This window comes from Pseudomonas sp. NPDC096950 (genome assembly GCF_044762525.1).
Lineage (GTDB): Bacteria > Pseudomonadota > Gammaproteobacteria > Pseudomonadales > Pseudomonadaceae > Aquipseudomonas.
The window spans coordinates 264,554-280,515 of the sequence record NZ_JBIWEL010000005.1; the positions used below are offsets into that span (position 1 = coordinate 264,554).

At 53.9% G+C, this 15,962-nt stretch carries 22 protein-coding genes and 1 pseudogene; 12 read left to right on the plus strand and 11 right to left on the minus strand.

The features are described 5' to 3' along the window. Positions 1-172: 172 nt before the first annotated feature. The 3 genes from ACIQY3_RS12305 to ACIQY3_RS12315 form a co-directional block, all read right to left on the minus strand. Positions 173-841: a hypothetical protein gene (locus ACIQY3_RS12305; protein WP_403019662.1), complete on the minus strand. Its 669-nt coding sequence runs from the start codon at positions 839-841 to the stop codon at positions 173-175. A 345-nt stretch (positions 842-1,186) separates the two neighbouring features. Continuing rightward, on the minus strand, positions 1,187-1,654 hold the full coding sequence (locus ACIQY3_RS12310; RefSeq protein ID WP_403019663.1) for a hypothetical protein: 468 nt from the start codon (positions 1,652-1,654) through the stop codon (positions 1,187-1,189). Positions 1,655-1,708: 54 nt separating this feature from the next. Beyond that, positions 1,709-2,233 (minus strand): hypothetical protein, encoded by a 525-nt coding sequence (locus ACIQY3_RS12315; RefSeq protein ID WP_403019664.1) that lies wholly within the window; start codon positions 2,231-2,233, stop codon positions 1,709-1,711. A gap of 176 nt (positions 2,234-2,409) precedes the next feature. On the opposite strand from ACIQY3_RS12315, the gene ACIQY3_RS12320 reads away from it, so the two are divergent. The 12 genes from ACIQY3_RS12320 to ACIQY3_RS12375 all read left to right on the plus strand — a co-directional run bounded on the left by ACIQY3_RS12320 (position 2,410) and on the right by ACIQY3_RS12375 (position 9,890). Then, positions 2,410-2,652: a hypothetical protein gene (locus ACIQY3_RS12320; RefSeq protein WP_403019666.1), complete on the plus strand. Its 243-nt coding sequence runs from the start codon at positions 2,410-2,412 to the stop codon at positions 2,650-2,652. A 12-nt stretch (positions 2,653-2,664) separates the two neighbouring features. Further along, the gene (locus ACIQY3_RS12325; protein WP_403019667.1) at positions 2,665-2,931 is read left to right on the plus strand and encodes a hypothetical protein; all 267 of its coding nucleotides are present in this window, start codon (positions 2,665-2,667) and stop codon (positions 2,929-2,931) included. A gap of 138 nt (positions 2,932-3,069) precedes the next feature. Beyond that, entirely contained in the window at positions 3,070-3,840 is a 771-nt protein-coding gene (locus ACIQY3_RS12330) for a hypothetical protein (RefSeq protein WP_403019669.1), read from the plus strand. Further along, positions 3,840-4,709 carry a prepilin peptidase gene (locus ACIQY3_RS12335; RefSeq protein ID WP_403019670.1) on the plus strand — a complete coding sequence of 290 codons (870 nt, stop codon included), beginning with the start codon at positions 3,840-3,842 and terminating at the stop codon, positions 4,707-4,709. Before ACIQY3_RS12330 ends, ACIQY3_RS12335 begins: the two co-directional genes overlap by 1 nt. Positions 4,710-4,732: 23 nt before the next feature. Beyond that, positions 4,733-4,981: a hypothetical protein gene (locus ACIQY3_RS12340; RefSeq protein WP_403019672.1), complete on the plus strand. Its 249-nt coding sequence runs from the start codon at positions 4,733-4,735 to the stop codon at positions 4,979-4,981. Positions 4,982-5,002: 21 nt separating this feature from the next. Continuing rightward, positions 5,003-5,191 carry a hypothetical protein gene (locus ACIQY3_RS12345; RefSeq protein ID WP_403019673.1) on the plus strand — a complete coding sequence of 63 codons (189 nt, stop codon included), beginning with the start codon at positions 5,003-5,005 and terminating at the stop codon, positions 5,189-5,191. 248 nt (positions 5,192-5,439) lie between these two features. Further along, a complete protein-coding gene (locus tag ACIQY3_RS12350) occupies positions 5,440-6,828 on the plus strand; it encodes a hypothetical protein (RefSeq protein WP_403019675.1) in 1,389 nt (462 codons plus the stop codon). A 95-nt stretch (positions 6,829-6,923) separates the two neighbouring features. After that, positions 6,924-7,565: a hypothetical protein gene (locus ACIQY3_RS12355; protein ID WP_403019676.1), complete on the plus strand. Its 642-nt coding sequence runs from the start codon at positions 6,924-6,926 to the stop codon at positions 7,563-7,565. Positions 7,566-7,681: 116 nt separating this feature from the next. After that, entirely contained in the window at positions 7,682-8,152 is a 471-nt protein-coding gene (locus ACIQY3_RS12360; protein WP_403019677.1) for a hypothetical protein, read from the plus strand. A gap of 4 nt (positions 8,153-8,156) precedes the next feature. Beyond that, on the plus strand, positions 8,157-8,435 hold the full coding sequence (locus ACIQY3_RS12365) for a hypothetical protein (RefSeq protein ID WP_403019678.1): 279 nt from the start codon (positions 8,157-8,159) through the stop codon (positions 8,433-8,435). Positions 8,436-8,494: 59 nt separating this feature from the next. After that, entirely contained in the window at positions 8,495-9,319 is an 825-nt protein-coding gene (locus ACIQY3_RS12370; protein WP_403019680.1) for a hypothetical protein, read from the plus strand. A gap of 76 nt (positions 9,320-9,395) precedes the next feature. After that, positions 9,396-9,890 carry a hypothetical protein gene (locus ACIQY3_RS12375; RefSeq protein WP_403019681.1) on the plus strand — a complete coding sequence of 165 codons (495 nt, stop codon included), beginning with the start codon at positions 9,396-9,398 and terminating at the stop codon, positions 9,888-9,890. An 89-nt stretch (positions 9,891-9,979) separates the two neighbouring features. Here the strand turns inward: ACIQY3_RS12375 and ACIQY3_RS12380 are convergent, their stop codons facing one another. The 8 genes and pseudogenes from ACIQY3_RS12380 to metG all read right to left on the minus strand — a co-directional run. Next, positions 9,980-10,225: a hypothetical protein gene (locus ACIQY3_RS12380; protein ID WP_403019682.1), complete on the minus strand. Its 246-nt coding sequence runs from the start codon at positions 10,223-10,225 to the stop codon at positions 9,980-9,982. 68 nt (positions 10,226-10,293) lie between these two features. After that, positions 10,294-10,542 carry a hypothetical protein gene (locus ACIQY3_RS12385; protein ID WP_403019683.1) on the minus strand — a complete coding sequence of 83 codons (249 nt, stop codon included), beginning with the start codon at positions 10,540-10,542 and terminating at the stop codon, positions 10,294-10,296. Positions 10,543-10,610: 68 nt separating this feature from the next. Then, the gene (locus tag ACIQY3_RS12390; protein WP_403019684.1) at positions 10,611-11,357 is read right to left on the minus strand and encodes a hypothetical protein; all 747 of its coding nucleotides are present in this window, start codon (positions 11,355-11,357) and stop codon (positions 10,611-10,613) included. A 99-nt stretch (positions 11,358-11,456) separates the two neighbouring features. Further along, a complete protein-coding gene (locus ACIQY3_RS12395) occupies positions 11,457-11,897 on the minus strand; it encodes a hypothetical protein (protein WP_403019686.1) in 441 nt (146 codons plus the stop codon). Positions 11,898-11,963: 66 nt separating this feature from the next. After that, the gene (locus ACIQY3_RS12400; RefSeq protein WP_403019687.1) at positions 11,964-12,599 is read right to left on the minus strand and encodes a YkgJ family cysteine cluster protein; all 636 of its coding nucleotides are present in this window, start codon (positions 12,597-12,599) and stop codon (positions 11,964-11,966) included. A 44-nt stretch (positions 12,600-12,643) separates the two neighbouring features. Further along, positions 12,644-12,919 carry a hypothetical protein gene (locus tag ACIQY3_RS12405; protein WP_403019689.1) on the minus strand — a complete coding sequence of 92 codons (276 nt, stop codon included), beginning with the start codon at positions 12,917-12,919 and terminating at the stop codon, positions 12,644-12,646. Between the two features lie 138 nt (positions 12,920-13,057). Next, positions 13,058-13,903, minus strand: a pseudogene (gene rsxB / locus ACIQY3_RS12410) (electron transport complex subunit RsxB); the annotation flags it as partial. 139 nt (positions 13,904-14,042) lie between these two features. Continuing rightward, the coding region (gene metG / locus ACIQY3_RS12415) for a methionine--tRNA ligase (protein WP_403019691.1) at positions 14,043-15,962 on the minus strand (1,920 nt) is incomplete at its 5' end.

Genomic DNA, 15,962 nt, shown 5'->3' on the forward strand with positions numbered 1-15,962 from the left:
TCAATCTCCAACCCTACGTCAAATTCAGAAAGGCGAGCAGGCGGTCAGCAATCGATCCAACCTGCTCATGAATTGTGCATGCACCATGGTGAAACATATTTCCAATTATGTAAAGAAACATATTTCCCATTGGTTGGGTGGTAGCCCTATTTGAAATGTCTTCAGAGCCTGATTACTCAGGCACGAATATAAGGTAGTGAAGGACGGCTACCTTCCGCTCCAGTTCCGTGCCTTGACCGCCTCGAAGCGTTCTCATCAGCGGGTGATTAGCGCCAGCATCGCTTTCGATAACCGCATCAACTTTTTCGGGCGTCATCACGCCGTGCTCTGCCTCTGCAAGGCTAAGCCATTCTGGATCTGTCGCCGATTCAGAACCTGGTTGGATGACGGAGTGAGTGCTCTTAATCCGGGCCATTAGCTCCTCAAATGAACGATAAAAAGCGGGGTCGCCTTTGGCTTCCATGAAAAACCTCCCCTTTGCTTGTTCACCGGCAACCGCTCTGGACACACCCAACGCTTGGGGTGTAGCATCTTTCAAGTTGATGCCTCGCCGCCATTTTGTGACGCACTGCGCCAGCTTTTCATAAAGCGTTACCGGCTTTTCACCCATGGGCATATCGATATCGTTGAAATCTGGCTTTAGCCCCGATTCCCAGCTTAGGACGGCTCTGTCCAGTGTTGCAATGTACTCCGCCACCCCGAGCTCTCCACGTGCAAGATCTTCGTAGGTATCTCGATACGCCTTGAGGTATTCCAGAGTTCCGTTGCCACCAGCCATTAACTCGGCGGTATGGCGTGACATGGCTTTGGTGAACACTTCCGGATGCGTGATATGGCTCATTCTCAATGACTCGTCTTAGCCTTAAATTTATGGGTGTGCTTCAGCGAGGAGGGCAACTACCGGTGCATGACTCGGAATAGGCAGACCACCCAAGCGCACTCAGCCCATACCATTTCTCTGGGCGCGATCCTTCTACTTCCTTGCGCAACTCTATCAGTCCCTTGGACAGCAAAGTCGATAGCGCTATGCGCGAGAAGCGCCGACGCTTAGGATCATCCAAGCTACCGCCGTTGGCACTGAAGCCGCCGACGGACTCCATGATCAAACACTTCGCGCGAGCGGCATCAATCACACGCCGGCAATCATTCTTTCCAAGCTCGGTGATCATGCGCAATTCAGCAGGGGTCATTGTGCGGCGCTACTAGCGCTGGTAATCGTCAACCCAAGCATTTCTGCATGCGCCAAGGCTGCATCTTCTGACTCAAGGCAATCAATCCAGTAAGTCGGATCTGAGAGCACGGCAATCGCAACAGGAGGAGCGTCCGGAACTTCATCTTGTCGAACGATAAAAACTTCAGCGCCCAGGCGAAGGTACTCGGCCATTGAAGCCTGCGTTTCAGGGAATACGCGGAGTACGTGATCGCGCTGGAGCGTGGTCAACCCTTCGAGATTGGGCCGGCGAGAGTCCGTGCGAATGCGTCGACGCAATGTATCGCGCATTCGCACCACTTCAGCCGCGCGCATACCTTTCTCCACTCCATTACCGCTCAGTCGGTACCGGCCTCGGCTGAAGGAAACCGTGGGTAAGGGCAAGCCAGGGTTTGCTTGCCTGAACGCTTCCAAGTACTCATCAACCAATTGTTGGTTCATCATTTCCCTTTCACTGCGATGTGGCTGAGGCGTTATGTGTAATGCCGCCTCAACACGTTAGCTTGCCAACGAAGATTGGTAGGTTGGTACGAAGTCGAGGCTGACACTGGAGCCGAAACCGAGCAGCAGATCAAGATCCGGATTGCTTTGAATTTCAGAACGCTTAAGGCCAAAGGATTCGTACAGGGGCAATGCTGAGTGTAATTGATCGACAGCTTTCATCTTCAGCTTTTGCTCTACTTCGGGCATGGCTAAATCGAGTGCTTGGCGAACCTGGGTGTAATGAAGGTGACCGACGACACTCGCGAACTTCACTAGGGGGTAACCCTGATTGTCGAGGCCGGCGTAGTAGGGGCGCGGAGTCAGCACGGTGTCGGTCTCCACGTTCGCCGAGAGCACTCGACGAAGCGCTTCAGCAGCATCAACTGGCTGCAAGCGACTGGCGGAGACTCCGGGCAAGCCGGTAAGGCGAATGGTATCGATGACATCGCGGCCTTGGCGACGGTAGAAGGGGCACAGAGCGATTTCTGCTATCACCCCAAGCGGCCGAGCCTGTTCGATGAGTGTTTCGAGTATGGTCATAGAGTTCCAGCAAGCCCAGTTGGTTCGAGATGACTGATTGTGAAATATACTTCCTTATCTGTAAAGCAATATATTTCTCTATGGGTTAGAGTGGCACTCATCGGCAGGGAAGTATATTGCTTGTTGTGCGCTGCCGTTTTACGCATAATCGACTTCATTACTCGGAGAGGATCCCTATGCTCAATTTGTTGATTCACGCGAAAGGCGGCGTTGGCCGCTCTGTAGTAGGCCGAATGGCTTTGGAAGAGATGACGCGCCCCAAAGGAAAATGGCGCGAGTACTGGACGCTTCACTTGGCCAAAATCTCCCCAAATAATCGGTTGCCACGAAACTTCAAAAAGAAACGGATCTACATCGATTCGAACCAGGATGCCAGCCGAGGTTTTTCGGCCGCCATTGAGCGCTCGATGCTCGGCTGAGGAGTAGCAGCAATGGATGACGCACGAGCAGTCGAGGCGGGCGAACCTACACAAGGTTCAATAGCAAAGCTCACAAAAGTGCAGCGTGAGATTATGAAGTGGATCAGCCAAGGCTGGAGTGCACAGCAGGCCAATGGTCAAGCTGTTCACATCAACTGTAAGCGGGTTTGCAATGTCGCCACAATGGATAGCCTGGCACGTGCTGGGCTTGTTGAGCATGAGCCTGAGTTCAGATGCTGGAAGGCAACAGCATTGGGACGCACGCTGGCACCGGAGTGAACCTGAAGCGAGGCAAGTGTGCGCTCATGGCGCAACGTGTGCAGCACCTGAACTATGGTATAGAATACCAATACCGTATTTTTCGCTCACCTGAAGCGCGGTCGCCTCAGAGCCCGCGATCTTAAAAGGCAGGCTTTGATGGCAACGACAGACCTAACAACCAATCTGAAAGCTCTTGCTGCATCGTGGAAGCACCTTGATGCCTTGATGTCCGGCAAAGCGAATATCGGTGTGCAGCTAGGCCAAGACATATCGGGTGCATTGCAAGAGTTGATTAATCAAGCGAGCGCTCTGAAGAGCGGCATTGATACTGCGGTCAGCGCTCATTCGGGTACCCAGAAATCTGAAGCTCAGATGACCGGTGAAGTTTTGCAGTTTAAAACTGCTAAGGGCAGTATCTACTTCGTGCAGCCCAATGGTCAGACTTTACGAGATAAGGCGTACAGACCCGAGCACGGCGTTGCAGAGCAGGGCGTTCAACCGCTATCAGAACGAACTGTGTATGTCACCCAAGAGGGCCTTCGGCTGCTTGGGGAGTTCCAGCGCCAGATGATCCACACAAAACGGGTAGTTTTTTTTGATCAGCAACGAATGGGCATTCAATTGCTCAGTGGCGATCAGAAAGGGAAGGTTCGATCCGTTACCCCATACAGTACGACGCCGGAAGTGGGCTTAACGCCGGTTGAACTCTGGAATGACGGAAATCGAGTACATTTCGGCAACACTATTGTTGAGGTTACAACTGCCGCCGATGCAGGCCGCAAGTTGTCACAGGATGGTGAAAGCAGATCGGCCTCAATGCGAAACGTGCTTTCCACTTGTGAAAGTCGCTTGATGCACGAAGCCAGCATGCATGGATCACCAGCGCTGAGCAGCACAGGGAACCCTGTTACCAAGGGGCCGCGTTGATGCTCGCAATTCAACTTCTCGAAGAAAGCCGGGTCGCCTTCACCGTTTTCGCTGGTGTAATCGGGTTGCTGGTTGGCAGCTTTCTGAATGTCGTAATTTACCGCCTCCCGCTCATGCTTGAGCGGGAGTGGACATCGCTGGCGCGAGAGCAACTTGGTTTGCAGCCAGCGCCAGCTTCACCGGCTTTCAATCTGATGTTTCCCCAATCCACTTGCCCTCACTGCAATCACCGGATCCGTGCCTGGGAGAATATTCCGGTGTTGAGTTATGTGTGTCTGCGAGGCAGGTGTTCAGGCTGCGACAACCCCATAGGTGCGAGGTATCCGCTCGTTGAGATCACGAGTGGCGTTTTGTCAGCTGCCATCGCGTTTCACCTCGGATTCAGCGTTCATACAGTGGCCTTGATGGTGCTGACATGGTGCATGCTGGTCTTGAGCATGATCGATCTTGATCACCAGTTACTGCCAGATCCGCTAGTCATTCCTCTCCTATGGTTGGGCTTGCTCGTAAATAGTTTGAATGGGGGGGAGGCTCTTCGGCAGGCGGTTGTAGGGGCTGCGGCCGGTTACCTCAGCCTCTTCCTGATTTATTGGGTCTTCAAGCTCATAACCGGCAAAGAAGGGCTGGGGGGAGGCGACTTCAAGATGCTGGCGATGATCGGTGCTTGGGGTGGTTTCGGCATTCTTCCTTTCACCATTCTGTTTTCTGCTGCTCTGTGTGTCCTGGTAAGCGGCTTCCTTTTGGCTGCAAGGCGTTCTAATCCAGATACACCAGTATCTTACGGGCCATATCTTGCGTTTGCTGGCTGGCTTTCCCTTATCTGGGGAGAGCAGCTATCGGCTGCGTTACCTCGGCTGATTTTCGTATAACCACACAAAATTGAGGTGGCCACATGTTCGATGAACTGGAAGATCTTCCACAAGAAGTGCGTGCCCAAATTCAAGCAAGGCTGGATGCGCTTGAAGTCAAAGTAAGGCAGCAGCCGACCAGCCTCATTCTCGAAACAATCAGGGAAGTGGGGTCTTCAAGTAGTGGGAGCGATCAGGACACCATGACGTTGGCGGTGCTGTTCAAGGTGTACGCCGAACGAGATGGCCAGGCCGCCGCAGACCAGCTCCTTGAAAGCCTGACCAACTCATAGACATCAAGTCCAGGAGCCGTAATGAATCTTTCACTCGCGAGTATTGAGCAACAAATTGGCGCGTTTTTCAGTGACGCGCCAGCTCACGATAGACCGCAGCGTGACCGACTGCGCGATGCTGACCTCGTCGCTGAAAACCGTTCAGCAACCGAATTGAAGGGCGGTCATGAAGAGCTAAGCCCGCAGCGGGCTCGAAGCACCGACCGTTGATCAATAGGGAGCCTTGCAATGAGGAAAGCGCCACGTTACGCGATGGTGTGCGACCGAACAGCAGCGCACATATGCCGGGTCTATGGGTACAAGAACTTCGTGTGGTTCAGTTGCTGGCGGCGTAATGGATACAGCTTGAGAGAATCGCTCCTGCGAGTACGCGAGCGGAGACGTCTTCAACTGATCGCAGAGTCCTGCAATTCACGCTTCGCAAGTGCCTATCCTTGATTTAGGAACAAAACGCCCAGATGACCCACGTCCACCTACCCCCGATTCCGCGCGTTCAGTTACCTGGGTATGAGAATGCAGAAGGTTTTCGCGCCAATAGCTCCGTTCTAGCGGGTAAAGATGGGTTGCCTTTGCTGGTCTTTCGTGGCGAGCACGGCATTGCTGACTCCCATGAAGCGCCATTGCAGACGCGGGGAGGCAGTTACACATTCAGCACGCTTGAGGCGGCAAGCCTCTATGCGATTGCACCGAACAACAATACGGACAAAGCGCATCAACCGCGTATCTACCCCGCTTACCTTTCAATCAACAACCCGTTTTCTAGCGATGGGGATGACCCATTTTTAGATCTGGCATTGATCGAGGAGCATCTCGGGTATGAGGCGGCGGCGCGGATCGCTATCAAGTTTTCTCAGCACATCTACAACACCGGCAACTGGATGGAAGAAATCAATTCGGACGACGAGTACGACTCCGTTGAGGAATTTCTGACCGCCCATCCGGATCGATTGCAAGATCTGTATTTTGACGCCTACCCGTTCTATGACGATCCGGAAGTTATCTCGCTTCTGGTGTCCAAAGGGTTCGACGGGGCGATTCATTGCGGCAACGGCGAAACTTCGGGGGTTGAAGAGTACAGGGTATTCAGTGCTGATCAGGTAACCTTTGCGCTTGCCCATAGCGCCGGCCCTGCGCTGAGCTTAGGCGTGGGAACTGCAAAGTCACTTTCAGACGTACTCCACTCGGCAATGCGAAACACAAGCTTTGGGCTACAACCTGATCCGATTGCCGAGCAGTTGCTTGGCAATATCGGGATAGCGAATGACCTCCGATTGCTCGAAACGAAACTCTGGGATCTCGGAATTGAGGTTGTAGGTGTGCATGGCGCAGGAGCCAGCTCAATCGTGCTCGACGCGGGGAAGTTCGTCGTTCGCCTTGGTGCGGGCGAGTGCATACCGCGACCATTCATAGCCGAATTGCTTCAAGCGCCAGCGTATGGAAAAACTGGCAGCGTTCGCTGGGAGGTATTGCCCAAAGTTGATACCGCCACTATCACGGAGTCGGACGTCGACATTGTTTCCGAGGGTTTGGCGGAAAAGAGCTGTGAGCTCGTTGATGCAGGCACCGACAATCTCGGAAGGCTTCCCAGTGGCAGACTAGTGATCATCAATCCTGGTGCTGTTAGGACGCCTCCAGCGTTAGAACCTGACAGTGAGCAGACGATTGCCGAGTACCAGGCCGGGTTACCGCAACTGGCGGCCAGTGCAGGGTGGAAGGTCTCTGCCCCGAGCATGTCAGTTGAAGCCATGCGCTCAGCAATTTCGCAGTGTCTCAGCACGCTCCATGAGCAGGTGGCTCATAGGCAACACTTGAACCCGGTGCACATCCCGATGCAGATGCGGAGGTGAGTTTTGAGTGTCTAATTGAGAAATATATTGCTTGATTTAAAGTGAAGCATATTTCACAATTGGTTATCTTTTTTACCGCCTCGGGATCCCACGAAATGCTCACCGAACTTTTGACTCAAGACGAAATGTGCGACATGGCCGACGCTATGACCAGCCTGATCGCCGACAAGAAAGACTTTTGCTCACAGGATGCCGAGACCGAAGGGCAGGTCGCCCGCCTTGAGTCTCTCTTGGCGAAGGTTCAAAAGCAGCAGGCAGAGTTCGATCTGGTGCATCGTCAGCCCCATGAAGTGACCTTCGCGGTTTTTTCACAGCGCGCGAAGGTTGTCGCCCTCACTAACCATGGCAGGCGCTGGCAAGTGACTTTCGGTAATTATTCCGCGTTCTCTGATGCTGAGACCTCCGTCGACGTGCTCCGTGATGTGCATGGTTCGGCGGTGAACAACGCGCTCTATCTGAATCAACCGGATGCACCTGATATCGGCTTCAAGCCATCAATGCCCCCTGTCGATGTTCTGAATGAATACCCAGAAGTCGTAGCGTTGTTCCCGAAGTCGGTGTTGCCTTTGACTGCCGAGCAGCACGTGATCATCGATTCGCTTCGCTTGCAGGGTTATGCAGTCGTTTTGTTCAGCCCTGACGACCTGGAAGGCGTGAACGTTGAAAACTTCCAGAATCGGCTCCGCACCGATGGTTGGGATCACATCGAAGACATGAAACAGCTGGCAGGTAATTGAGGAGTAGTGGTCAGTGTCGTTGGTGACAATGGCCACGCTTTGTTTTCGTACGTTTTTCTTTTCCAGCGCCTCTTCGGTTCAGCACTGGCGCAGAAATAATTTATCGAGGAATTGTAATGAGAGGAAAGTCTGCAAGGTTGTTCATGCTCATCACGGCGCTCACGCTACCACCGTTGATATCCGCAAGTGAGCTTCCAAAATGCGCCTCAGACGCTGCTGAGGAGTTTAAAGTGCCTGCCCTGGTGCTTCAGTCCATGGCCATTGCGTACGGCTGGGATGACGCAAGCAATGAAGCAAAGACCAAAGCGCGGCAGCGTGGGCAATTTGGGCCAATGGGGCTATTTGAGCCTGTAATTCCACTTATTGCGCGTGAACTCGGTGTATCTCAGTCTTCGCTGACTGATGACCCCTGTACGAATTATCGCGGGGCTGCTTGGTGGTTGATGAGCAGAGCCGGTGGCAATGAGTCGAGTGACATTTGGCTCGCTGTTGATCGTTACTATTCCGGTCACGGTGCGCACGAGGGATCGGCACCGCTGAAAGTACGAAAAATTTACGACAAAATCCGCCCCATTGAAGGGGTTTAGATTTATGTCGGATGAAAATGAGCATCGCATCCGAGAGGGGATGATCGTCGAGGTCAAAACCGGCGAAATTCGGCGGTTGCTGGTGAGTGAGGCGAAGAAGTTTCAGGGCAGAAAAGGGACGGTTCTGCGCGTTTTCACTCAGCTCGGCTCGACCACTGTGAATGCGAGGGTTAAGTGGCATAAGCGCGCCGGGCGCGGGAAAGAGTTTGAACAAATCTTCTGCTTAAACCAGCTAATGCCGTCTCCAGAAGCGCTTGAAAGCGAGTTGCCCGCAAACGCCTAAAAATTGCCGCCGATGTCGATTGCTCGGCGCGCCAACGCTCCACCTTCGAGTGCACTTTTATGTCAGAACAGATCCCACCACCAGTGCCATGCAATGTCCGGGCGACGGACAAAACAAGGGACTTTGAAATCATCCAAGTGAAGGCTGGCGCGTACGAGCGGACTCACGTCATTCTCATCGAGACAAGTCGTGATAATCACCTGGAGTACTGTGGTGATCGGCATTACGGTAAGGCATCAGTTTTAGTGCGTGCGATCTACATGTCCGGGGATGCAATGCGCCCTGGTGAGTTCGTTGGGGATATGGGCGGGCGGATGGACAGTAATGGTCGTTCGGTGAAACTCACCAACGGCGGCGTGATGATTCCGAGCCATCTGCGCAACCTTCACATCGGCTCGTTCATGTTCAACAAAATCATTGCCTGGGCTCAGGAGTTCGACGAGAACTACACCATCGTTCCAATCAGTGTGGTTGCGGCCGATGCCATGACGAGTGAAGACAAGGGCATCAGGAACACGTTCTACGAGAACGCTGGGCTGAAGTTCATCTGGAGTGAAGGCAAACACGGCGTTGAGGGGAGAAGCGATCCGCGTCTAACCGTCGCAGATCTGAAGCTGCGCAAATACTGGCCCAACATCGAGCGCGATTATCACCTCGGGGCAGTCGAGAGTACTTGGCGCGAACTTGCTCTGGCTAAAGACCAGGTGAAAGGCTTGAGAGCTGCCAACCGATACTACCGCCGGAAGATCAACCATTTTCATGGGCGGATGCGGATAGCTGTGTCCTTCATCAACTATCCCATGTATGGAATTCTCTTTCTGGTTGGCATAGGCGCAGGTCGAGGCATGGAATGGTTGCGTGAGACCTTCCCTACGTGGTTCTAGCCTGATTTGCGTGCAATGGTGGCATTGGCCCCTTAATGACCTTGCGCCGCGCCAGCGGCATCAGAGCGAGTAGCACATGACCAGTGATTGGCAGAGCCGGTGCGGGATCACGAAATTGACCCAAATGGATGGATACGGTTGTGGGGTCGCATGTTTGGCGATGGTGCTGGGCACCAGTTACGAGCAAGCGCGACAGCATTTCATTGCAAATGGTCTCGGCATCCGGAGAGGATGTCGCCCGGCCTTTTCGACAAGCTCTGGCGAAATGCGTATGGCGGTCGCCAGCAGCGGGCTGATCATCAATGCCAGGCGCTGGAATGGATGGAGCAATTTCAGCGGCCTGGGGATTTTGAAGGTGCGGGACGATTGGCGGGGGGCAAAAGGCAAATGGCACTGGGCAGTGTCCTTCCGTCATCCAGAGTTCGGGATAGTCATCTTTGACCCGCACCAGTCAGCGCCGTCCTTTCTCAATATGCCCTTCGACGTTGAATGCGTTGATTTCAGCATCTACGAACCCAAGGGCGAATGGATACAAGTGGAGCAACGAGTCGCTTTATTTGGTTCGCCGTGAAAGAAACCTAAATTCATTGCCCGTCTTGATCCAGTAAGGCACGTCGACGCTGCGACCGCGATCAACTGCTAAGCCAATAACTAACCGCTTCATTGAAATCCCCGCTCATGATTTCTAGGCAGAGCCTCTTTGATAATAAATAAAGACACTGCCAATGCTATCAATGGCCCGAAGATGAATGGGGATTTTGTCTGAAAGTCCCGGAACGTGTCTAACTGATTGGTCGGAATCGTTGGGTGGCCTAGCGGCAAAATATGGTTAAAAGCAAGCCAAAAAAGGGCGGTTGCAAAAATTGCTATTAGTACAAAACATGCTGCGAATAATTTAGCTTTCATTGATATCTCCGAAACAGGTTGCACCACGGCAGACCAGAATCATGCGAAAGTGATAGATAAATCCCTGTTCATGGAGCTTCATCCTTTACGGCGCTAATAGTTTGCGACCGAGCTTGAGTCACTGAGCGAGCGATGCCAGAGAACATTTCAATCAAGAACATCATGAAGCCGAACATGAAAAGAGCAGCCGAGACTGCGGCTCCGATGGTGTTGTATGCGCCAAGGAGATCCCCGAAGTGGATCAAGTTGCAGATGAACATCACCATCAATCCAAACCAGATTGGGACAAGGTACTTCGAGAACAAAACATCTACCATTTGAAGCTCCTGATCTGAGGCCGCGCCTCTCTCAATATTGTGTGATTAGATCCGTGTCACATAGCCGCTCAGCTTGGCGGTTTCAGCAACAAAATACCCGACGCGAGAAGTGCAGCATCGACCGGGTGTGTTTTGTCCGGGTCTACGAATCTCATCCGGGGGATTCCGTATGGATCTTTGTTCAACTGCAACGTCCCGAAACCTCCACGTCTGAAAAGCTCTGCGATAAGTGAGTCATGCTCAGCTGTCCGGCCACTCTCAAACTCTGTAGCGCCCGGCTTGGTCTCTTCCGGTATTTTTTCTTCGGCATTGTCAGTTGGGTTATGTTTGACCTTTTGTGCATGTAGCGCCTCCACGACCCATTTCGCCAACTGGGCCCCTTCACGCAAATTATTTTCTAGGCCGCGCGACCACGAATCCATGTCCCCAGGTGAAAGCGTTCGAAAATGCTCAAGCGCGCTCAAATAATTTTGGAGGGCCGCAATACCTTCAGCGCCCAGTGTCAGCGTTAAAGAGGAGTCGTGACAGGGAGTGACCGTGTCCTGAAGTTCTACAACAGAGCCAGGATCCGGTACGCAACCGTCAACGATGACAAAAAGGCCCCTTCCTGTTTGTTCGTCGTACTCATTGAGAACACTGTCGCTATCCCAATTTGTGAGTGCATGAACCAAGATGTTTCGTCGAGGATAACCATGTCGATTGCATTCGATTTGGAAGCTCCCGCGCCCAGCACCTGCACCAGGCACGAACCGTCCCGGTAAATTGCTTTCATCGTTATCTGAGGTCAACATCTTAAGGGTGATTCGGTTTGGCATCAGAGATCTCTTCTGGCAATTTCAAGAATGTCGAAACAATCTTCCACTGCGGGAGGCGCCCGCCCGGAGGTGGCTGCTGTCTTGAACGGTTACGCTTGATTAAATGTTCTCGGATTGGCCTTGTTGATCAATCCAAGCGCGACGTCGTTCGCAGTAGTTCTCAAAGTACTTAATGACCTTTCCAGTACTGTCGCCGCATACCCATGCTTTTTCGCTCTCGCTAATCGGATACGGTTCTGGCCTCTCGATCCGTGCTGTGTTCTCAAACCGTTCCGGCCCAAAGTCAATCGTCATAAACAATGGAATGCAGGCTATGGCGGAGATGATGAGCCCGACAACAGTCCCCCAACCGAAACCGGTTCTCTTCCGGACGGCGTAGATCACCAGCGCTGTCACAGCTACGAATAGCGTCACTAACTGCGCGAGCGCAACCCACGTATATTCAGGCATGGTGATGATCAACTGGTGCGGCACTGCACCAATTTCCTGCCAAGCTTCAGGCCACGCGGCCGCTCCATTTTTTTCAATTGCCATTTTCATGCCCTTATCTACGGGTTTGCCAGGCACGCAGTGCGCCGGCTACGGGTGAACGAGAATCGGCGTACTTCAATTGCGTCGGCTTGATGACTTTGATGTGCCCCCTTCCGGGAAAAAGTCTCGGATGTCTGCAAAACCGGCGTCGAGGAAGGTGCCGGTGAATGCGAGCTCAATGTCCTTTAGGTTCAATTGGGTCACATGACTGTCTTCCGGATTGATATCCGTGTTACAGAAATAAGGGGTGTTCGCCATGTTGAACATCAAGCGGCAAGCCATTGGCCTGACTGCGTAAATCGAGCATTTCGAATCTTTCAAGAAAGGGCATGGCTTGCGATGGTATTGTTCAATCTCCTCCCGTGACTGGCGAGGTGCAACGCTGAGTGGGGCCAATCCAATTGCGTCCCCTATCATTTGAGCTTCCAGCTGGCTGACCGCTACTGAGGTGTGACAGCAGTAGCTACACCCAGATCGGCACGCCGAATGAGGAACAATTGCTTTAGACATTGCCTGAGCGATCTTCAAGGCCCGATTCATCCGGCCTTTCTGAGCGATGGGAAGCTGAAACGTGGCCAATAGCTGAGCGCGCAGCTCAGCCAAATCGGTAGTACGATTCAGCCGTTGCAGGTTTTGAATGGCTTGTCGTTCAACTTCTGCACGGGTCAGAGGTAGCTCAAGGGCTGGTATGCGTTCTGGAGCGTTATTCACACGGGTACCTTCAGTTTCCAGCTCTTGTAAAAGGGCGATCGCAATCAGGTCGCGGGGATGTCGATGAAGCTCCGCGCATTGATCGCGGAGACGCACAATTCGGCGCTATCTTCGCATTCATCCCACACCACTTGGCTCAAGCAGCCGGCGGTATCGATTTCAACCTCGCCTGCATCGTTGAGAGCTACAGAATAGATCTGCCCTTGTTCAAGGAACACCGCTTCACCGTCCGTTACACGCAGCGCCTTACCCGGCTGGTCGCGCAGTACTTCGATATAGGCGTCGAGCGCTGCTAAAAAGGTTAGGTTGTTGTGATCCATCATACTGCCTCGGTTGTTCTCTATTCTGATGGTGCTGATTGTGAAATATACTTCCTTTCATGTAAAGAAATATATTTCCATCTGACGCGGTGATAGCAACGCTCGTGTGTTGTTATCGGCGGTTCAGCCGATGCTTTAAGCCAAGGACATCAAAAGCGTAATCTGTGCTTCGGCGGCTTCAAGATGCTTCTGTAACTGACTTAATTGGCTGTGCTGCTCTAACGTCGGCGGGTGACCAAAGGCTTTCATCGACTTGTGGAGTTGGGTCTTGCTCATCGCCAAATTGATTTTGGCTTTCTTCAGTGATTGTTCGGTGGAAGACTCACTCTGAGAGCGCACGCGTAACAACGCAGCCTGCACCGGATCTACCAATGAGTCGTCTTGGAGTGCAATGGCGTTCGCTCGCGCTGTGCGTGCAGCTGCTTTCAGCTGCTCATCATGGAGCAATCGTGCGGTCTTCTGTTCAGACCTGCGCCGGGCCTTCGCACGCTTATCTGCGCGCTCCAGCTGCTGCTCGATGCTATTCAATTGACCGGTGCTCACGGTCACGGTACCCGGAAGGGGTTGGCGCATCTCAATGCAGTCAACAGGGCAAGGTGCAACGCACAGGTCACAACCGGTACATTCATCAACGATCACTGTGTGCATGAACTTGGCCGCGCCGACGATTGCGTCTACCGGGCATGCCTGGATGCACTTAGTGCAGCCGATACATTCAGCCTCGCGAATATAGGCAACCAGCGGCGGTGCAGCCCCCCTGCTTATATCCAGCGCCAACACCGGTACATTCAAAAGCCCAGCCAAATCGGCTACGGTTTCGTTCCCACCTGGCGGACACTTATTGATGGGCTCCCCGCTGGCTATCGCTGCGGCATAGGGTCTGCAACCGGAATAGCCGCATTTCCCACATTGCGTTTGTGGCAACAGTCCATGAATGAGGGTAATCAGATTCAATTCAGAAACCGTCGAACTTGTTAGAGTCATCTGTGATGGCTCATCTCTAGCCGCATGGGGTGATCGCCGTATGGGACATCGGGCAAGGTCGGTCTGAGGACAGATTGTAAAAACGAAATCCCACAGCCGTTTTTGAGTGGCCGTGGGATTGATTTCGATCAGCAGAAAATTACTTGATGCGCTGACCGGGTTTCGCGCCACTGTCCGGACTCAGCAGGTAAATCTCTTCACCGCCAGGGCCGGCCGCCATCACCATGCCTTCGGAGATACCGAACTTCATTTTCCGTGGCTTGAGGTTGGCGATCATCATGGTCAGGCGACCGTCGAGTTTTGATGGATCCGGGTAAGCGCTCTTGATGCCCGAGAACACGTTGCGTTGCTCGCCACCGATATCCAGTGTCAGGCGCAGCAGTTTGTCGGCACCTTCCACGTGCTCAGCCTTGACGATCAACGCGACGCGTAGGTCGATGGCGGCAAAGGCGTCGAAGTCGATTTCCGGCGACAGCGGATCCTTGGCCAGTTCGCCATTGCCCGCAGGTGCGGCAGCGCCGGTGTCGGTCTGGCTGGCGGTCAAGTCTTCTTTCGAGGCGTCGGTCATGGCTTGCACTTTTACCGGGTCGATGCGGGTCATCAACGGTTTGAATTCGTTCAGCTGATGGTTGGCCAGCAGCGTGGTGTGGTCGTTCCAGGTCAGCGGGGCGACGTTGAGGAACGCCTCGGCATCGGCGGCCAGCAACGGCAGCACCGGTTTGAGGAAGATCACCAGTTGGCGGAACATGTTGATGGCGGTGGCGCAGATCGCCTGGACTTCAGCCTGCTTGCCTTCCTGCTTGTTCAACGACCAAGGTGCCTTGTCGGCGATCCACGCGTTGGCGCGGTCGGCGAGGGCCATGGTTTCACGCATGGCACGGGCGAAGTCGCGGGCTTCATACGCGTCAGCGATGCTTGGCGCGGCAGCGAGGAAAGCGTCGGTCAGCTCAGGCGCAGCATTGGTGTCGACCAGCAGGCCGCCGTTGCCCTTCTGGATGAAGCCGGCGCAACGGCTGGCGATGTTGACCACTTTGCCGACCAGGTCGGAGTTGACCTTCTGCACGAAGTCTTCGAGGTTCAGGTCGAGGTCATCGACGCCACGGCCCAGTTTGGCCGCGTAGTAGTAGCGCAGGTATTCCGGCGACAGGTGATCCAGATACGTACGGGCCTTGATGAAGGTGCCGCGCGACTTGGACATCTTCTGGCCGTTGACGGTCAGGTAGCCGTGCACATTGATGCCGGTCGGCTTGCGGTAGCCCGCGCCTTCAAGCATCGCTGGCCAGAACAGCGCGTGGAAATTGACGATGTCCTTGCCGATGAAGTGGTACAGCTCGGCGGTGGAATCCTTGGCCCAGAACGCATCGAAGTCCAGCTCCGGCGTGCGGTCGCAGAGGTTCTTGAAACTGGCCATGTAGCCGATTGGCGCGTCCAGCCACACGTAGAAGTACTTGCCCGGCTCGCCCGGAATCTCGAAACCAAAGTACGGCGCATCGCGGGAGATGTCCCACTGTTGCAGGCCCGCGTCCAACCATTCGGCGATCTTGTTGGCCACGGCGTCTTGCAGGGTACCGCTGCGTGTCCAAACCTCTAGCATCTGCTGGAAGTCAGGGAGCTTGAAGAAGAAGTGCTGGGAATCCTTGAGCACAGGCGTGGCACCGGAGATCGCCGACTTCGGATCCTTCAGGTCAGTCGGGGCGTAGGTCGCACCGCACTTTTCGCAGTTGTCGCCGTACTGGTCTTCGGTGCCGCATTTCGGGCAAGTGCCCTTGATGAAGCGGTCGGCCAGGAACATTTTCCTTTCCGGGTCGAAATACTGGGTGATCGAACGTTGGGCGATGTGCCCGGCGTCACGCAGTTTCAGGTAGATCTGGCTCGACAGCTCACGGTTTTCTTCAGCGTGAGTGGAGTGGAAGTTGTCGAAGTCGACCAGGAACTCGGCAAAGTCGGCGCTGTGTTCAGCCTGCACGTTGGCGATCAGTTGTTCCGGGGTGATGCCTTCCTTTTCCGCGCGCAGCATGATCGCCGAACCGTGGGCGTCGTCGGCGCAGACATAGATGCA